The sequence below is a fragment of the Qipengyuania sp. genome, assembly GCF_048550555.1.
In the GTDB taxonomy this organism is placed as follows: Bacteria; Pseudomonadota; Alphaproteobacteria; order Sphingomonadales; family Sphingomonadaceae; genus Qipengyuania.
In genome coordinates, this window is the sequence record NZ_JBLYYF010000033.1 from 36,237 (window position 1) to 53,534 (window position 17,298).

Below are 17,298 nucleotides of genomic sequence, written 5' to 3' on the forward strand. Positions count from 1 at the left end.
CCGCACCGCCGTTCGGCTCACACGGAAGGGGAACCATTTCCCGGAACCCATTCTAAGCGCGCGGGAAAAGCGGCATTAATGCAACAGTTCCCGCCGATTGTTTGCTTGCCACCTTGGGGGTTGAAAGATAGATATGGCCCACTCGGTGGCTCCAATTCGCAAAAAGGGGAAACTATAATGCGGAAATTCGTCATAGGAATGGCGATGGCCTCTACGGCCCTTGCGTCGCCAGCCCTGGCAAAGGATGACAGCTGGTATATCGGCGGTGAATTCGGCGCGATGCTCGTCGAAGACGGCGATTTCTCGATCAACAGCACGACCAACGATCACGAAATCAATCACGCCACCGGCTTCGATGGCGGTGGTTATGTCGGTTACGACTTCGGCGGCTTCCGTCTGGAAGCTGAAGTCAGCTATCGCGATGCAAGCCTGGACGGTATCCAGGTCGGCGCGCCTGGCATCCTTCTCGGCAACGGCTTCACGGCTGCGCCCGGCTTCTACAACTTGGACGGCAGCGACGCCAATTCGCTTTCGTTCATGCTGAACGGCCTGCTCGACTTCGGTCCCGATGACGGCCTTCAGGGCTTCGTCGGCGGCGGTGTCGGTGTTGCCCGCACCAGCTACGATGTCAGCTTCAACCCCGGCTTCGCGTCGTCGATCGACGATTCGGACAGCGGCATGGCCTGGCAGCTCCTCGCCGGCGTTCGCGCTCCGCTGACCGACAACGTCGATGTCGGCCTGCGCTATCGCTACTACAACGCCCAGGACGTCGAACTGGTGGATCTCGGCGGCAACACGCTGCAGGATACCTTCACCAGCCACTCGCTGATGGGTACGCTCGAATACAACTTCGGGGCTCCGCCGCCGCCGCCTCCGCCGCCGCCGCCGCCCCCGCCGCCGCCGCCTCCCCCGCCGCCCCCGCCGCCCCCGGCGAAGGCGGTCTGCGAGACGGGTCCGTACATTGTCTTCTTCAACTGGGACAAGTCGGACATCACTCCGGAAGCAGCGACGATCCTCGACAACGCGGTTTCGGCCTACGCCAACTGCGGCACCGCCGCGGTCATGCTGGCCGGTCACACCGACCGTTCGGGCTCGACGACCTACAACATGGGTCTTGCCGAGCGTCGCAACACCTCGGTCCGCGGTTACCTGACCTCGCGCGGTATTCCGGATGGCCGGATCACCAGCGAAGCCTTCGGCGAATCGCAGCCGCGCGTTCCGACCGCCGACGGTGTCCGCGAGCTGCAGAACCGTCGCGTCGAAATCACTTACGGTCCGGGTTCGGGCATGTAAGCGAACGGCTCACGCCAAAATACGAGAAGGGGCCGGAGCGATCCGGCCCCTTTTTCGTTGGCTTGGTAGGAACCGTTTGTCAGATCGAAAGGATCGCCATGACTGCCCGCCTCTTGCTCCCCTCGATCGTCGCGTCGCTCGCCCTCGCCGGATGCACGACCGTCGATGCGCTGCCCACCGACAGGGTGGGTGAAGCGCGCCTTACCTTCGCCAATGGACTACCCGCAGGAACGGTCCAGCTCCTGAGCAACGGCAACACGGTCAGCGTCGCGGTGGCGGCGGTGGGCCTGCCCGCCGGCGAACACGGGTTCCATCTCCATGCGACCGGCCAGTGCGAAGCCCCCGACTTCAAGAGCGCCGGCGGCCATCTCAATCCCGGCCAGGCGACGCATGGTTCGCTATCCCCGGGCGGCAAGCACCTCGGCGACATGCCCAATCTCACGGTTGGCGCCAACCGCACCGGCAGCGTTGAAGTGACGCTCGAAGGCGATGCCCGGGTCGTGCTGCAGGACATTTTCGACGCCGACGGCACCGCCGTGGTGATCCACGCCGATCCCGACGACTATCGCTCCGATCCGGCCGGCAATGCCGGCGCACGGATTGCCTGCGGCGTGCTGAAGCCGGCCTAGACCGCCTCGCCCGCCGCCCGCGCGCGTTCGACCACCGAAGCGCCGGCTGCCGGCACGAGCTTCAGGGCTACCAGCAGCAGCCCCAGACCGAACGGCGCCGCAATCAGCGTGGTCAGCATACCGGTGCTCAGACCGCCTGCGCTGACTGCCGAGACATAGCCGGCCAGAAACGGGCCGATTCCGAGCCCGATGAGCGTTGTCGACAGGAAGAAGATCGCGGTCGCCATGCCCCGCATCCGCGGCAGAACCAGAGCCTGGCTGCTGGCGGCGGCTGCGCCCAGGGCCGACGCGGAGGTCATCTGGGCGAGAAAGCTCGCGGTGTAGAAAACCAGAAGACTGTCGGTCGTGTAGGCCACCACGATCGGCGGCAGCGACGCGACCAAGCCGAACAGCACGACCATGACGCGACCGTTCTCGAATTTCTCGAGCAGGTGATCGGCCATCCGTCCCCCGAGGATAACCCCGAGGAAGCCCGCCAGTGCCGATGGCGCGCCGAGGAACCAGCCGAGGTCGGTCTTGTCCGCGCCGAGAACGCGCTCTGCATAGGGTGCCCCCCAGTACGAAGCCGCATAGGCCATGAAAGCGACGGTTCCGTAACCGAGCACGACGCTGAGGAATGCAGGCGAACCCCATGTGAGGCGGAAGGTCGGCAAATCGCGCGTGTACAGCGCCGTTGCCCAACTGAAGACTGCGTAATAGCCGACACCGAGGAACAGCCACTGATCGCTGATGGGTAGCCCTGCCCCCGACAGGCCGATGGCTTCGGACAGGTAGGCCGATGCTCCCGGCGTGATCGATGTGAGGAAGATCGCCAGCGCGGAAAAGCCCGCCAGACCGGCGAGATTGACCGCGAATGCCCCCAGTCCACGCTGGAAAGCTCCGAGCAGCGTGAAGGGCGGAATGACCTGGAAGAGCTCCTGGAAGAACCCCCGGAATGGCTCGGGATTTTCCGGCGTCGGAAGTCCGTCGATCGCCCCACGCACGGGTTCGCGCAGGGTCAGGACCCACAGCGCCAGCAGCAGACCCGGCAGGCCGACGGACAGGAAAGCGGCCTGCCAACCCACCAAGCCAAGCGGGCCACCGTCGGGATAGGCCCTGTTCCAGTTCTCAACGACCAGGCCGCCGATCAGCAGCGAGATGCCGCCACCAATGTACAGGCCACTCGAATAGATCGCCAGGGCGGTTGCGCGCAGCCGCGCGGGAAACCAGTCGGAGATGAGCGAGTAGGCCGAAGGACTGGCGGTCGCCTCGCCAACGCCCACGCCCACGCGCGCCGCGGTCAGGGTCCCGGCATTCTTGGCAAAGCCGGAGAGGGCAGTCATCATCGACCACAGGGCGAGTCCGAGGCTCATCAGCCGGACGCGTTTCCAGCTGTCGGCCAGCTTGCCCAGCGGAATGCCGAACAGCGCGTAGAAGACCGCGAAGGCTGTGCCGTAGAGAAAGCCGAGATAGTCGTCCTCGACGCCGAGGTCGGCCTTGATGTCGTTGGCGAGGATCGAAAGAATCTGGCGGTCGATGAAATTGAGGACGTAGATCAGCACCAGGACACCGAGGGCATACCAGCTGTAGGCCGGGACCTTGTCCGCCCCCCCACCGATTTCAGTCTCGGCAGGCGTGGCGGCATCCTTCGCTTCGGTCAAAACCCTACTCCGTCAGTTCTGGGGCGTCCTTGGAATAGGGGGTCGTATCGACAAGCCCCGCTTCGGCAAAGCCTTTTCGCCGCAAGCGACAGGAATCGCAGGCGCCGCAGGCCAGGCCTTCAGCGGTCGGATCGTAGCAGGACCAGCTCCACGCCGGATCGAGCCCGAGCCGGTGGCATTCGCGCGCAATATCCGCCTTGGACATGTGCTGCAGCGGGGCATGGATGGCGAAGGGTGCGCCTTCCACCCCCTGCTTCGTCCCGAGCCGCGCGGTCTCGGCGAAGCTGGCGATGAACTCGGGGCGGCAGTCGGGATAGCCCGAATAATCGAGCGCGTTGACCCCGATGAAGATGTCGCGCGAGGCGGCGGTCTCGGCGAAGGCGGTGGTCAGCGCCAGGAACACCAGATTGCGCGCCGGTACGTAGGTGACGGGTATGTCGTTGCCGACCCCGTCCTTGGGAACGGGGATGTCGGACGTCAGCGCCGAACCGCCGAATTGCCGCAGGTCGAGCGGGAGCTCGACATGGCGTTCGACGCCGAGCTTTTCGGCGATTGCGCGCGCCGACTGCAGTTCGCGGACGTGCCGCTGGCCATAGTCGATCGTCAGCACATGCAGCGCATGCCCGCGCTCGCGGGCGATCGCCGCGGTGACCATGGAATCGAGCCCGCCCGAGAGCAGGACGACGGCGGGGCCGGGAAGATCGCTTGTGGTCATGCCGCCCCGCTATGCGCGAATGCGGCATCCTGCAAGCCGGGCACTCAGCCGCAGGTACCGGTCCGTCGTGCTTCCGCCGTGAACTGGAACGGCTTGCCCCCGGCAATACCCTGGCTGTCGAGCTGGACGAGGCTGGAGGATTCCTTGCGGATATGCGTCCGGCCATAGCCATTGCCGCGGCAGGTATACTGGACGGTGACGGTGCCCGCCTCGTCCTCGATCACGAAGCGATTGCAGTCGCCCTCCGGATGCCGCAGCTGGATCAGCTCGCGGCCGGTGCGGACGCAGATCTTGCGTGCCGGGCTGCCGTCGCGAAAACGCACCTCCCAGCCACCGCTATCGAGACTGTCGAGCATCGCCAGCGACGCCTGCGCGAAGACGGGCGCAGCAAAGGCCGCGAGCGACGCACCAAGCGTCGCAAGGAAGAAGACTGCCCGTTTACGAGCCATAGCGAAATTGACCTTTCGTCCGTGAAACCAGACGCGCCCGCGATTCGCTTTTACTACAGCACAATCGCGATGAACCGTTGTACAACAACGACACGCCGTTCACACTTCGATGCCAAACTGTTTCGAGCAGAATGCGCAATCGACCAGGACGATCCCGTCCTCGTTGCGCATGTCCTCGCGATCCTCCTCGGGAAAGCGTTCGAGCACCTGACGATAATGTTCGACCGAGCAGCGGCAGCCGCGCGCGATGGCCGCGCCCGGCTGGACGCGCACCTCCTCCTCTTCGTGGAACAGGCGCCAGGCGATCGCTTCGAGCGACAGCGCAGGGTCGAGCAGTTCCTCGTGACGGAGCGATCCGGCGAGGATGGCGACATGTTCCCACTCGGGATGGTCGAGCTTGGCGTGGAGCCGCTCGCGCCCTTCCTCGCCTTCGGGCAGATGCTGGACGAGCAGGCCTGCCGCGCGCACGCCGTCCCCGTCCGAACGGACCGCGCAGCGGATCAGTGTCGGCACCTGTTCGGATTGGTAGAAATAGCGCTCGCAGGCCTCGGTCAGGCTGTCGCCCTCCAATGGGACGATGCCCTGATACCGGCCCTTGCCGCCCGCGAGGTCGAAGGTGATCGCGAGATAGCCCTTGCCGAACAGCGCGAAGAGCGAAGGATTCGCGCCCAGTTCGGCCAAGCGCGCGGCGTCGAAATCGACATAGCCGCGCAGCTCGCCACCCTTGTAGTCGCACACCAGCAGGCGCACCGCGCCGGCTTCGGTCTGCGCCTGCATAGTGACCTGCGAACCGTCTTCCGTGACCAGACCGCCCATCAGCACCGCCAGCACCAGCGCCTCCGCAAGGAGGTGGGTGATCGGCGCAGGATAGTCGTGCGCGGCGAGAATCTCGTCGAGCGTGCTGTCGAGCCGCACGAGCCGGCCGCGCGCATCGCGCGCGGGGATGGTGAAAGCGAGCAGCCGACCGGCGTAGGTTTCCGGCGAATTGTCGGGGGTAGCGTCCATCGCCGCCATATGGGGCGCGTTCCGCCGGTTGTGTAGGGTGCCCTGTCCGCTGTCAGATTTTACCGAAACACCACAGCAGCACCGACTTTTGCGCGTGGATACGGTTTTCCGCCTCGTCGAACACCACCGAACGATCGCTTTCGAAGACCTCCTCGGTCACTTCCTCGCCGACATGGGCGGGCAGGCAGTGGAGGAATCTGGCATCCGCCTTCGCGCCCGCCATGAGCCCCGCCGTCACCTGGAACGGGGCCATCGCGGCGAGCTTGTTGTGCACATGCTCCTGCCCCATCGAGACCCAAGTATCGGTGACGACGATGTCGGCCCCGGCAGCGGCCTCCCGAGCATCATGGGTCAGGGTCACGGTGGCACCGCCCGCCCGCGCCATCTCGACGAATTCGGCGTCGGGCTCGTAGCCCTGCGGTGTGCCGACGCGGACGTTGAACTTCATCAATCCTGCGGCTTCGAGAATCGAATGCAGCACATTGTTGCCATCGCCCAGCCAGGCGACCTCCAGCCCAGGCAGCGCCTTGCCGTGCTCGACCATGGTCAGCAGGTCGGCGACGATCTGGCACGGGTGCGAGCGGTCGGTCAGGCCATTAATTACCGGGACGTCGGCATGATGCGCCAGCTCCTCGGCCTTGGCGTGGTCGTCGGTCCGGATCATGATCGCGTCGACCATGCGGCTGAGCACGCGCGCGGTATCGGCAATGCTCTCGCCGCGCCCGAGCTGGCTGGTACCCGAGTCGAGAATCAGCGCCGACCCGCCGAGCTGGCGCATGGCCATGTCGAAGCTGACCCGGGTGCGGGTCGAATTCTTCTCGAAAATCATGCCGAGCACATGGCCCGCCAGCGGCGCATCGGGATCGGGCCTGCCTTTGGGCCAGCTGCCGCGCGCCGACTTGCGGTCCTGCGCGTCGTTGATCATGGCGGCGATCGCGTCCCCACCTGCATCCGAAAGGTCGAGGAAATGCCGCATGCTACCTGCCCTGTTCAGCCGACCGGATCGTAGCTCGCGGCGCCCGCCGAAAGCTTGTCGAAGAATTCGTCAAATTCGGCATCGCCCGCCACCAGCGGCGGAAGCACGCGCAGCGTGTTGTCGCCCGCGGCCACGGTCAGCAACTGGTGCTGGTCGCGCAGGTGGACGAAGAAGGGCCGGCTTTCGACCTTCATCTTGAGGCCGAGCATCAGCCCCTTGCCGCGGACCAGCTCGAACAGCTCGGGATAATTGCCGATGAACTGTTCGAGGCGCGCGCGCAGGCGCTCGCCCTTTTCGGTCACCTCGGCGAGAAATTCGTCATTGGCGACCGCTTCCATCACCGCCTTGCCCGCCGCCATGGCGAGCGGGTTGCCGCCATAGGTCGAGCCGTGCGTGCCGAAGCCCATGCCGCCCGCGGCCTTTTCCGTCGCGAGGCAGGCGCCCAGCGGGAAGCCGCCGCCGATCCCCTTGGCCGTGGCCATGACGTCGGGCTCGATACCGTAGTGTTCGTAGGCATAGAGCTTGCCGGTGCGGGCGACGCCGCACTGGACCTCGTCGAACACCAGCATGAGGTCGTTTTCGTCGGCCAGCTGGCGCAGGCCGCGAATGAACCCCTCGCTGCCGGGGCGGATACCGCCCTCGCCCTGGATCGGTTCCACCAGGAAGCCCGCGGTCTTGTCGCTCATCAGCGACTTGGCATGTTCGAGATTGTCGAATTCGGCATATTGGAACCCGGCGAGCAGCGGCATGAAGCCCTTGTGCATCTTCTCCTGATTCGAGGCGCTGATGGTCGCCATCGTGCGACCGTGGAAGGCGTTGGTGAAGGTGATCAGCTCGGTCCGGTTCGGATCGCCGCCTTCGTGCTGGTGATAGGCACGCGCGGTCTTGATCGCGCATTCGACCGCCTCGGCACCCGAATTGGTGAAGAAGACGGTGTCGGCAAAGGTCTTGTCGACCAGCATCTGCGCCAGCTCTTCACCCTGCGGACTACCGTAGAGGTTGGAGACGTGCATCAGCGTCTCGGCCTGGCGCTGGATCGCGCCGATCAGCCCGGCGTGGCTATGGCCAAGCAGGTTCACCGCGATGCCGCTGGCGAAATCGAGATAGCGCGTGCCGTCCTCGTCGATCAGGTGGCAGTGCTCGCCCTTGACCGGGCGCACCCCGCAGCGGGGATAGACGGGCATCAGCGGCGAAATCGACATGGGTCCTCCAGCGGCACCTGTTGTGCGGGTGCGTTCTCGGTTGAAAGACAAATGGCGGTCCCACGAAGGAACCGCCATCTGCGTGTTTGCCAGCGATCTATTGCGTCTCGCGCGCCGGGTCAAACCGGTTGGCGCGGGGCGCGTGCCTCAGCCCTCGACGGGGACGAGGTTGACCGCCGAATATTTGCCGCGTCGGTCGACCTCGAGGTCGAATTCGTAGCGTTCGCCTTCGTTGATCCCGGCGAGGCCCGAACGTTCCACGGCGCTGATGTGGACGAAGGCATCGGGCTGCCCATCGTCGCGGGTCAGGAAGCCGAAGCCCTTCATCGAGTTGAAGAACTTGACCGTGCCGGTGGCCTTTTCACCGGTCAGCTCGCGACGCGGAGCGCCGGCTGGGGCACCGCGCTCGCCACGGTCACCGCCGCGCGACTGCACGGGGATGACGTCGCCGACGACCTGCAGGTCCTGCGCCGAAACCTTGCCGCCGCGATCGACGAGGTTGAATTCGAGCTCCTGGCCTTCAGCCAGACCTTCGAGGCCGGCGCGTTCGACCGCGCTGATGTGGACGAACACGTCCTCACCACCGGTTTCCTGCTGGATGAAGCCGAAACCCTTCTGGCCGTTGAAGAATTTCACCGTACCCTTGCCGGTGCCGACGACCTGCGCAGGCATGCGGTTGAAACCGCCGCCGCCGCCACCACCGCCGCCGCCACGGTCACCGCCGCGCGGACCGCCGCCGAAGCCGCCGCCGCGATTGCCGCCGCCGAAGCCGCCACGATCGCCGCCACGGTCACCGCCGCCGAAACGATCGCCCTGGAATGCCTCGTGCGGAGCGAAGTCGGACGGGGGACCGCCGAAATTGTCGAAACCTTCCTCGCCGAAACCGTCGCGTTTATCCCGTCCGCGGCGGCGCCCTCTGTCGTAACCCATAAGTCGAACAATACCTTGTCGTGCAGCCCGCAAGTCGGATGTCGGCAGGGAAGAAGGCTGCATCCTCCCCCGTCGCGGGCGAGCACGAAACCCACCCTTGCGTATTCGTCATAGCGCGAAAGACGGCCATGCGCGAACAATTTAGCGGCAGGCGCCAGCAAAGCGCAGAATTGTGACATTTTCGCATGGTAAATCGACACCAATTGACGGCTTGAACCCGGCCCAGGGCTTGGGCAGAGAGACTTCATGGAATTCCTCTCCCTGTTCGCCGAGCCCGCTACCTGGCTCGCCCTGCTCACCCTGATTGCGCTCGAGGTCGTACTCGGCGTCGACAATCTCATCTTCATCGCGATTCTCTCGAACAAGCTTCCCGAGAACCAGCAGCAACGCGCCCGGCGAATCGGCCTGGCGCTGGCACTGATCATGCGGATCGGCCTGCTGATGCTGATCGGATGGCTGGTGACGCTGCAGACTCCGATATTCGATCTCGGACTGGTCGGGGCGCCCAACCAATATGGCGAGCCGAGCTTCGAGACGGCATTTTCCGGCCGCGACCTGATCCTGCTCACCGGCGGGCTGTTCCTGTTGTGGAAGGCGACCAAGGAAATCCACCATTCGATGGAGCCGGAAGACGATTCGGGCGATCTGCTCGACAAGACGCCGGGCGTGGCCGAGGCGGCCAAGGCTACCTTCGGCGCGGTCATCGCGCAGATCGTGGCGATCGACATCGTATTCTCGGTCGATTCGATCCTCACCGCCGTGGGCATGACCGACGACATTCCGATCATGGTCATGGCAGTCGTCATTACCGTAGCGATCATGATGGTCGCCGCCGATCCGCTGGCAAAATTCATCGAGAAGAACCCGACGCTGGTGATGCTGGCGCTGGCCTTCCTCGTGATGATCGGCCTGGTGCTGATCGCCGACGGTTTCGGCTTCCACGTGCCCAAGGGCTATATCTACGCTGCCATGGGCTTCTCGGTCGGGGTGGAAATCCTCAACATCATCCAGCGCCGCCGCCGATCGGCAAAGCAGGCGCGCGCGAAAGGAGGGGCCTGATGGCTCAGTTCCGCAAGCTCTCGGACCGTTTCTACGCCAGCCCGCAAGTGACCCCTTCGGACATCTCCGAAGCTGCGGCGATGGGTATCGCGCTGGTGGTCAACAACCGTCCCGACGGCGAGGCGCCCGACCAGCCGCCGGGCGCGGATATCGAGGCGGCAGCACGCGCGTCGGGGATGGATTATCTGGCGATTCCCGTCGGCGGCGCGGGCTTCAGCGAACCCCAGGTCGAGCAGTTTCAGCAGGCGCTGGCGGGCGCTGCGGGGCCGGTGCTCGGCTTCTGCCGCTCGGGCACCCGCTCGACACTGTTGTGGTCGCTCGCCCAGGCGCGTTCGGGCGAAGACCCGGAGGAAATCGCCGAAGCTGCGGCCGAAGTCGGCTACGACGTCGCCCCGGTGCGCCCGGCGATGGATATGTTCGCCGCCCGCGCGCGCGGCTGATCAGCGGCGATAGTCGAGCGGCGGCTGGCGGTCGCCGAGCAGCGATTCGTAGACATAGCCCTCACCCCGCGCGGCGATGAATTCGGCCTTCGCCGTCTCGCGCAGCTGCGGATTGGTGTAGAGTTCCACCGCCGCCAGCACCATCGCCTTGGCCGCCTGCTGCGCGCCCTTGGCCCCGTAGCTGGTTCCGCTCGCCGCGACCGCCTGCCAGCTGTGCGCGGCGGTGCCCGGGACCCAGGTCGCGGTGCGCACACTGACCGTCGGCACCGCGCGGCTGACGTCGCCGACGTCGGTCGAGCCATAGCCGGTGATCACGGCATAGTCCTCGACCGCCTGCGCTGCCGACTGCTCGGGCGCATCCTCACCGAGGCTCTCGCGGATCGTCGCTGCCCACGCCAGTTCCTGGGGCGTGTATTCGATCGGCTCGAGCGCGCGGAGCTTCTCGGTCATCATGAGCTGGAGCGATTCGAGCGGCAGCGTCGGATTGTTGCCGTGGATGATCTCCCAGTCGACCTGCGTCCCCGTGCCCATGGCCGCGCCCTTCGCCGCTGCCTCGAGCCGGGTCCACAAGGCGCGCACCTCGTCGGCATCCGAATGGCGCACGTAATAGAACACCTCGGCGAAATCGGGCACGACGTTGGGCGCCTTGCCGCCCTCGGTGATGACGTAATGGATCCGCGTGTCCATCGTGGTGTGCTCGCGCATCATGTTGACCATCATGTTCATCGCCTCGACCCCGTCGAGAGCCGAGCGTCCGCGTTCGGGGGCGCCTGCGGCATGCGCCGAGACCCCGTGAAAGCGGAACTTGCCCGAGCGGTTGGCGAGGCTCATGCGCGCAGCGGCAGAATTGTCGTCGGACGGGTGCCAGTCGATCACGAAGTCGGCGTCGTCGAACAGGCCGGCGCGCGCCATGTAGACCTTGCCCGAACCACCCTCCTCGGCGGGCGTGCCGTAGAGCCGGACACGGCCCGGCGTTCCGGTCGCCTCGAGCCAGTGCTTGATCGCGATCACCGCGGTCAGCGAGCCGGCGCCGAAGAGATTGTGCCCGCAGGCATGGCCGGCATGCTTGTCCGCCAGCGGGTCGCGCGTGGGCGACGTCGACTGGGTGATCCCCGGCAACGCGTCGAATTCGGCAAGCAGGCCGATCACCGGGCCCTCGCTGCCCCACTCGGCCACGAAAGCCGTCGGGATTCCGGCGACGCCGGGGCGGATCGCGAAGCCTTCCTTCTGCAATTCGTCGACCAGCAGACCGCTCGAGCGCGTTTCGAGATAGCCCAGTTCGGCATAGTCCCAGATCTGCTTGGCGACGCGCGCGGTACGCTCCTGCTCGGCTTCGACCTGCGCCAGCGGATCGGTGGCCTGGGCAAAGGCCGGCGCGGTGACGAGCGCGGCCCCGGCGGCGAGAATGGCGAAAGCTTTCATGGTCATCTCCCTGTTACCGCCTGCTTGCCGGAAAGCGCGGCGCGTGCCAACGCTTGCGTCATGAACCTGCCCCCCGCCCTCATCCAGTTCCTCGGCTCGCTCCTCGCGATCTTGGCGCTCGCGGGCTTGGCCTGGTGGCTGAAGCTGGGCCCCAAGCCGCGACTCGCGGACGAAGACGCCGCCCGGCGCGCGGCCGACGAGGCTGTCAGCGGGTTCGAGCCCGTGGCGATCGGGCTCGATCGGACAGGTCACGGCGCGCTGATGCGCGATGCCGCGGGCCGCATTCTTCTGCTGCGACCGCACGGCGTGCATTTCGCCGGCCGCCTGCTGCCGCGTGAGACGCGTGTTTTACGCGAGGGCGATGAACTCGAGATCGACCCGGGCGAACGCCGCTATGGCAAGGCGCGCCTGGTGCTCGACGATGCTGCGGCTTGGGTCAGCGCGATAGAAGCGGTAAGGATCTGACCGCAATGCCCGATTTCTCGCCTACCGAATATGCCGTCCCCGGCTTCGTCGCGCTGGTTCTGATCGAGATGATCTGGGCCTGGCGCGCACGGCCCGACGCCTACGAGCCCAAGGACACGCTTACCAGCCTGGCCTTCGGGCTCGGCAGCACCGTGGCCGGCCTGCTGTTCGGCGGGTTGTTCTTCGCGCTCTATTTGTGGCTGTGGGAATTCCGCCTGTTCGACATGGGCTGGGCGTGGTGGGCATGGATCGCCTGCTTCGTGCTCGACGATCTCAAATATTACTGGGTTCACCGCACCGGCCACCGCGTACGGTGGTTCTGGGCGAGCCATGTGAACCACCATTCGAGCCAGCACTACAATCTCTCGACCGCGCTGCGCCAGACCTGGACCGGTTTCCTGACGCTGGGCTTCGCCTTCGCGCTGCCGCTGGTGCTGCTCGGCTTCCATCCCGCCATGATCGCGAGCTGCGGCGGGTTCAACCTGATCTACCAGTTCTGGATCCATACCGAGGCGATCGACCGCATGCCGCGCTGGTTCGAGGCGGTGATGAACACGCCCAGCCACCACCGCGTCCACCATGCAACGAATCCGCGCTATCTCGACCGCAACTACGCCGGGGTCTTCATCGTCTGGGACAAGATGTTCGGCACCTTCGAGCCCGAAACGAGGGACGAGAAGATCCGCTACGGCATCGTCAAGCAACTCGGCAGCTTCAATCTCTTGTGGGCGGTGTTCCACGAATGGATCGGCATCGTGCAGGACATGTGGCACGCGCCATGGAAGCACAAATTGTCATACCTCCTGCGCGAGCCCGGCTGGACGCATGACGGCAGCCGCGAGACCTCGGACCAGATTCGTGCGCGCTGGTTGGAGCGAACCGGTGAGGCAGGAAAACCCGTTGCATCTGAAAACCCGATTGCGGGCGAGGCCGAGGCTGCCTAACCTCTCGAATCGAGAGGAGTATCCATGGACGAATTCGATGTCATCGTGATCGGTGGCGGCAGCGCGGGCAGCGCCGTTTCGGGACGGCTGGCCGATGCCGGCAAGCGCGTCTGCCTGCTCGAGGCGGGGCCGCGCAACGACACCATCCTGGTCAAGACGCCGGGCTTCATGCCCTTCCTGCGCGATGCGTCGAACTATCGCTTCGAGACGGTTCCGCAGAAGGGCCTCAACGGACGCATCGGCTACCAGCCGCGCGGGCGCGGGCTCGGCGGATCCTCGGCCATCAATGCCATGATCTATATCCGCGGCAATGCCTGGGACTATGACAATTGGGCGGCGCTCGGCTGCACCGGCTGGAGTTACGAGGACGTCCTCCCCTACTTCAAGCGCGCCGAACACAATGTGCGCGGCCCGGACGAGTATCACAGCGCCTCCGGTCCGCTGTGGGTCAGCGACCAGAAATGGCCCAATCCCGGCAGTCTCGCCTTCGTCGAAGCCGCCGCCCAGCTGCAACTGCCGCGCAATGCCGATTTCAACGGTGCGAATCAGGAAGGTTTCGGCCTCTACCAGGTAACCCAGAAGAACGGCGAACGCTGGTCCGCGGCGCGCGCCTATGTCGAACCCCGGCGCGGCTCGAAGAATCTCGACGTGCGCATCGGGGTGAGCGTTCAGCGGCTCGAGATCGCGGACGGACGCGTGACCAGGGTGACCTATTCGGTCGGCAGCAGGGAGCGCACGATCAAGGCGCGCGGCGCAGTGGTCCTGTCGGCAGGCGCGTTCAATTCGCCCCAGATCCTGATGCTCTCGGGAATCGGCCCGGCAGCGCACCTCAGAGAGCACGGGATCGACGTCGTGCTCGACAAGCGCGCGGTCGGCTCCGACCTGCAGGACCATATCGACTATGTCTCGAGCTGGGAAACGCAGAGCAAGGACTTTATCGGCGACAGCCTCGCGGGGACCGTGCGGATGGCGAAGGCCATCATCGAGCACCGCCGCAAGCGGACGGGCGCCATGACCACGCCCTATGCCGAAGCGGGCGGGTTCTGGAAAGTCAGGCCCGATGCCCCCGCACCGGATATCCAGTGGCATTTCGTCCCCGCCATGCTCGAAGACCATGGCCGGACGAGGGTGAAGGGTCACGGCTTCTCGCTCCACGCCTGCGTCCTGCGCCCCGAGAGCCGGGGGACGGTAAAGCTCAATGGCCGCGACGCACGGATGGCTCCGCGCATCGATCCCAACTTCCTCGACGACGAGCGGGATATCGCGACGCTGCGCGAAGGCGTGCGCCTGTCGCACCGCATCGCCTCCTCCCCCAGCCTGGCGAAATACGAGCCCAAGGATCGCTATCCGATCGACCTCGACGACGATGCGCAGCTCGACGAGCTGATACGCAACCGTGCCGATACCGTCTATCACCCGGTCGGCACCTGCCGGATGGGAGCCGACGAGGATGCGGTGGTCGATCCGACGCTCAAGGCGCGCGGGATCGAGGGGCTCTATATCGCGGATGCGAGCGTGATGCCCCGCCTCGTCAGCGGCAACACCAATGCCCCGAGCATCATGATAGGCGAACGCTGCGCCGATTTCATCAGGGCCGCGCTGGCATGATGCTCGATCCTCATACCGCCCTTTACTGCGCAAAACCGGTGCCCACTTTTGCGCGAGGGCGGGTGGGCATCATGATAGGCGAACGCTGCGCCGATTTCATCAGGGCTGCCCTTGCTCGCTAGGCTCAAGGGCTGGGCTGCGGCGCTGAAGGACGAGGTGGTGGCGCTCTACGTCGCCGCCAAAGACAGACGCACGCCGTTTCTCGCCAAGCTCGTGGCCGGCGCGACTGCGGCCTATGCGCTCTCCCCCATCGACCTGATCCCCGACTTCATACCTGTGATCGGACTGCTCGACGACCTGATCCTGGTGCCGCTGGGCATCTGGCTCGCGATGCGCCTCATCCCCACCGAGCTGATGGCCGAGTACCGCGAGGTCGCGGCGCGGATCGCGCAGCGCCCGACCTCTCCCGTCGGCCTCCTGTTGGTGATCGCCCTGTGGATGATGGCCATCGCGCTTGTCGGGCTGTTCTTCCTGAACGGCTGAAACAGGACGGGCCGGAGGGTTGCGACCCGCAGGCCGAATGTTCGCGGCGTGCCCACCTGACGACCGAGACGCGCACTATCGAAATCGATCCCGACGGTGCGTCAGGCGAAAAAAGAGAGACACCCCGCCTGTGCGCCGAAAAAAGGGCCGGAGCCTTGGCTCCGACCCTGAGAGTCGGTGTTCGCAGGAGGAACACGGTTTGGCGGGGGCACCCGAGAAGAGGAGAGAAGAATGCCCCCGCCGAGCTGGTGATCAGTTGTAGGCGCGTTCCCCATGTTCGCCGATGTCGAGGCCGTCGCTCTCGATCTCGGGGGTGACGCGCAGCCCGGTGACGAGCTTGGTCGCAAAGGTCGCGATGAGCGTGCCGACCGCGGCCCAGACGATCGCGACGGCGACCGCGATGACCTGCGTCGTGACCTGGGCGCCCATGGCGTATTCGGCGGCATCGCCCGGACCGCCCAGCGCGGGCGAATAGACGATGCCCGTGCCGATCGCCCCGACGATCCCGGCGATGCCGTGGATGCCGAAGACGTCGAGCGCATCGTCGTAGCCGAGCTTGGGCTTGAGCTTCGCGACCGCGAAGTAGGCGATCACCGAGGCGATGATGCCGAGGACGATGGCACCGAAAGGGCCGCTGTTGCCGGCCGCCGGCGTCACGGCGACGAGGCCGGCGATCACACCCGAGGCGAAGCCCAGCGCCGAGCCCTTGTGACCGGCGAAGCGCTCCATCAGCATCCATGCCAGCGCACCGGCAGCGGTGGCGACGAAGGTGTTGATCATGGCCAGGCCCGCAGTGCCGTCGGCTTCGAGCTCCGAACCCGCGTTGAAGCCGAACCAGCCGACCCACAGCAGGCCCGCACCGACCAGCGTCAGCGTCAGGCTGTGCGGCGGCATCGGCTCGCCGGGATAGCCCTGGCGCTTGCCGAGGAAGAGCGCGAGCACCAGTGCCGAGACGCCGGCGTTGATGTGCACCACGGTACCGCCGGCGAAGTCGAGCGCGCCCATTTCGAACAGCAGTCCGCCGCCCGCCCACACCATGTGTGCGATGGGGAAATAGACGATCGTCAGCCAGATCGCGGTGAACAGCATCGCGGCGGAGAACTTGAGCCGCTCCACCGTCGCGCCGAGGACGAGCGCGGCGGTGATCGCGGCGAAGGTCATCTGGAAGCTGACGAAGACATACTCGCTGATCACTTCATCGCTGAAGGTCGCCGCGGTGCTGTCGGTCGTCACCTGGGAAAGAAACAGGTTACCCCAGCTGAAGAAGGCGTTGCCCTCGGGCCCGAAAGCGGTCGAATAGCCCCACATCACCCAGACCAGCATGGCGAGACATGCGGCCCCGCCGATCTGCGTCATCGTGGAAAGCATGTTCTTGCTGCGGGTCAGACCGCCGTAGAACAGCGCGAGGCCGGGCAGGATCATCAGCAGCACGAGGATCGTGGCGGTCATCATCCAGGCGTTGTTACCGGGGTTGGCCACGGCGGGCGCGGCTTCGGCCGCCTCCTGCGCGAAGGCCGCGGCGGGCGTGAGCAGCGCGAGGCCGGCGGCGGCGGCACTGCGGTGAATGTTTCGAAGCATCATGGGTCCCATCCTGTCCGTCAGAGCGCGGTGTCGCCGGTCTCGCCGGTGCGAATGCGCGTGGCGCTGGCGAGGTCGAATACGAAGATCTTGCCGTCGCCGATCGCATCGGTGCTGGCCGTCTGCTGGATCGTCTCGACCACCTGCGGGGCGAGGTCGTCGCTCGCGGCGATTTCCAGCTTCACCTTGGGCAGCATGTTGGTCGAATATTCGGCGCCGCGGTAAATCTCGGTCTGGCCCTTCTGGCGCCCGAATCCCTTGACTTCGGTAACGGTCATCCCGGCCACACCGATGCCGCCGAGAGCTTCACGCACCTCGTCGAGCTTGAATGGCTTGATGACGGCGATGATGAATTTCACGCGCACACCCCCTCAATTGGTCCGCCGGTCCCAGCACCGGCTTTCGCACCTGCAGCAATGTGCGTGCCAAACAGGGATTCGGGGGGATTGGACCGCCCCTC

18 protein-coding genes are annotated in these 17,298 nt (G+C 65.7%); 8 read left to right on the forward strand and 10 right to left on the reverse strand.

Annotated features, from left to right (window positions below; all coding sequences use genetic code 11):
* The first annotated feature begins 177 nt into the window (after nucleotides 1–177).
* The gene (locus ACN4E0_RS07815) at nucleotides 178–1,293 is read left to right on the forward strand and encodes an OmpA family protein (RefSeq protein ID WP_419566947.1); all 1,116 of its coding nucleotides are present in this window, start codon (nucleotides 178–180) and stop codon (nucleotides 1,291–1,293) included.
* 98 nt (nucleotides 1,294–1,391) lie between these two features.
* Entirely contained in the window at nucleotides 1,392–1,922 is a 531-nt protein-coding gene (locus ACN4E0_RS07820) for a superoxide dismutase family protein (protein ID WP_419566948.1), read from the forward strand.
* Here ACN4E0_RS07820 and ACN4E0_RS07825 read toward each other — a convergent pair.
* The 7 genes from ACN4E0_RS07825 to ACN4E0_RS07855 form a co-directional block, all read right to left on the reverse strand.
* Nucleotides 1,919–3,562: an MFS transporter gene (locus ACN4E0_RS07825; protein ID WP_419566949.1), complete on the reverse strand. Its 1,644-nt coding sequence runs from the start codon at nucleotides 3,560–3,562 to the stop codon at nucleotides 1,919–1,921. The two genes, ACN4E0_RS07820 and ACN4E0_RS07825, sit on opposite strands and share 4 nt — an antisense overlap.
* A gap of 4 nt (nucleotides 3,563–3,566) precedes the next feature.
* On the reverse strand, nucleotides 3,567–4,277 hold the full coding sequence (gene queC, locus ACN4E0_RS07830; protein WP_419566950.1) for a 7-cyano-7-deazaguanine synthase QueC: 711 nt from the start codon (nucleotides 4,275–4,277) through the stop codon (nucleotides 3,567–3,569).
* 44 nt (nucleotides 4,278–4,321) lie between these two features.
* The gene (locus tag ACN4E0_RS07835) at nucleotides 4,322–4,726 is read right to left on the reverse strand and encodes a DUF3617 domain-containing protein (protein ID WP_419566951.1); all 405 of its coding nucleotides are present in this window, start codon (nucleotides 4,724–4,726) and stop codon (nucleotides 4,322–4,324) included.
* 99 nt (nucleotides 4,727–4,825) lie between these two features.
* Nucleotides 4,826–5,740 (reverse strand): Hsp33 family molecular chaperone HslO, encoded by a 915-nt coding sequence (locus tag ACN4E0_RS07840; RefSeq protein ID WP_419566952.1) that lies wholly within the window; start codon nucleotides 5,738–5,740, stop codon nucleotides 4,826–4,828.
* 43 nt (nucleotides 5,741–5,783) lie between these two features.
* Complete coding sequence (gene argF / locus ACN4E0_RS07845) at nucleotides 5,784–6,707, reverse strand: ornithine carbamoyltransferase (protein ID WP_419566953.1); 924 nt, start codon at nucleotides 6,705–6,707, stop codon at nucleotides 5,784–5,786.
* A 14-nt stretch (nucleotides 6,708–6,721) separates the two neighbouring features.
* Nucleotides 6,722–7,909, reverse strand: coding sequence for an aspartate aminotransferase family protein (locus ACN4E0_RS07850; protein WP_419566954.1), 1,188 nt, complete (start codon nucleotides 7,907–7,909; stop codon nucleotides 6,722–6,724).
* A gap of 147 nt (nucleotides 7,910–8,056) precedes the next feature.
* Nucleotides 8,057–8,839, reverse strand: a complete 783-nt coding sequence (locus tag ACN4E0_RS07855; RefSeq protein WP_419566955.1) for a cold-shock protein — start codon at nucleotides 8,837–8,839, stop codon at nucleotides 8,057–8,059.
* Between the two features lie 246 nt (nucleotides 8,840–9,085).
* On the opposite strand from ACN4E0_RS07855, the gene ACN4E0_RS07860 reads away from it, so the two are divergent.
* Together ACN4E0_RS07860 and ACN4E0_RS07865 are read left to right on the forward strand one after the other, a co-directional pair.
* Nucleotides 9,086–9,898: a TerC family protein gene (locus tag ACN4E0_RS07860; RefSeq protein ID WP_419566956.1), complete on the forward strand. Its 813-nt coding sequence runs from the start codon at nucleotides 9,086–9,088 to the stop codon at nucleotides 9,896–9,898.
* Nucleotides 9,898–10,338, forward strand: coding sequence for a TIGR01244 family sulfur transferase (locus ACN4E0_RS07865; protein WP_419566957.1), 441 nt, complete (start codon nucleotides 9,898–9,900; stop codon nucleotides 10,336–10,338). Before ACN4E0_RS07860 ends, ACN4E0_RS07865 begins: the two co-directional genes overlap by 1 nt.
* On the opposite strand, the gene ACN4E0_RS07870 is transcribed toward ACN4E0_RS07865, so the two are convergent.
* Nucleotides 10,339–11,760, reverse strand: a complete 1,422-nt coding sequence (locus tag ACN4E0_RS07870) for an amidohydrolase (RefSeq protein ID WP_419566958.1) — start codon at nucleotides 11,758–11,760, stop codon at nucleotides 10,339–10,341. It lies immediately after the preceding gene.
* Between the two features lie 60 nt (nucleotides 11,761–11,820).
* Between ACN4E0_RS07870 and ACN4E0_RS07875 the strand changes: the two genes are divergently transcribed.
* The 4 genes from ACN4E0_RS07875 (at nucleotide 11,821) to ACN4E0_RS07890 (ending at nucleotide 15,260) form a co-directional block, all read left to right on the forward strand.
* The gene (locus ACN4E0_RS07875) at nucleotides 11,821–12,225 is read left to right on the forward strand and encodes a hypothetical protein (RefSeq protein ID WP_419566959.1); all 405 of its coding nucleotides are present in this window, start codon (nucleotides 11,821–11,823) and stop codon (nucleotides 12,223–12,225) included.
* 5 nt (nucleotides 12,226–12,230) lie between these two features.
* On the forward strand, nucleotides 12,231–13,169 hold the full coding sequence (locus ACN4E0_RS07880) for a sterol desaturase family protein (protein WP_419566960.1): 939 nt from the start codon (nucleotides 12,231–12,233) through the stop codon (nucleotides 13,167–13,169).
* Nucleotides 13,170–13,193: 24 nt separating this feature from the next.
* Nucleotides 13,194–14,777 (forward strand): GMC family oxidoreductase, encoded by a 1,584-nt coding sequence (locus ACN4E0_RS07885; protein ID WP_419566961.1) that lies wholly within the window; start codon nucleotides 13,194–13,196, stop codon nucleotides 14,775–14,777.
* 111 nt (nucleotides 14,778–14,888) lie between these two features.
* Nucleotides 14,889–15,260, forward strand: a complete 372-nt coding sequence (locus ACN4E0_RS07890) for a YkvA family protein (RefSeq protein ID WP_419566962.1) — start codon at nucleotides 14,889–14,891, stop codon at nucleotides 15,258–15,260.
* 252 nt (nucleotides 15,261–15,512) lie between these two features.
* On the opposite strand, the gene ACN4E0_RS07895 is transcribed toward ACN4E0_RS07890, so the two are convergent.
* Nucleotides 15,513–16,841, reverse strand: a complete 1,329-nt coding sequence (locus tag ACN4E0_RS07895) for an ammonium transporter (RefSeq protein ID WP_419566963.1) — start codon at nucleotides 16,839–16,841, stop codon at nucleotides 15,513–15,515.
* A gap of 17 nt (nucleotides 16,842–16,858) precedes the next feature.
* A complete protein-coding gene (locus tag ACN4E0_RS07900) occupies nucleotides 16,859–17,197 on the reverse strand; it encodes a P-II family nitrogen regulator (RefSeq protein WP_419566964.1) in 339 nt (112 codons plus the stop codon).
* Nucleotides 17,198–17,298 lie beyond the last annotated feature (101 nt).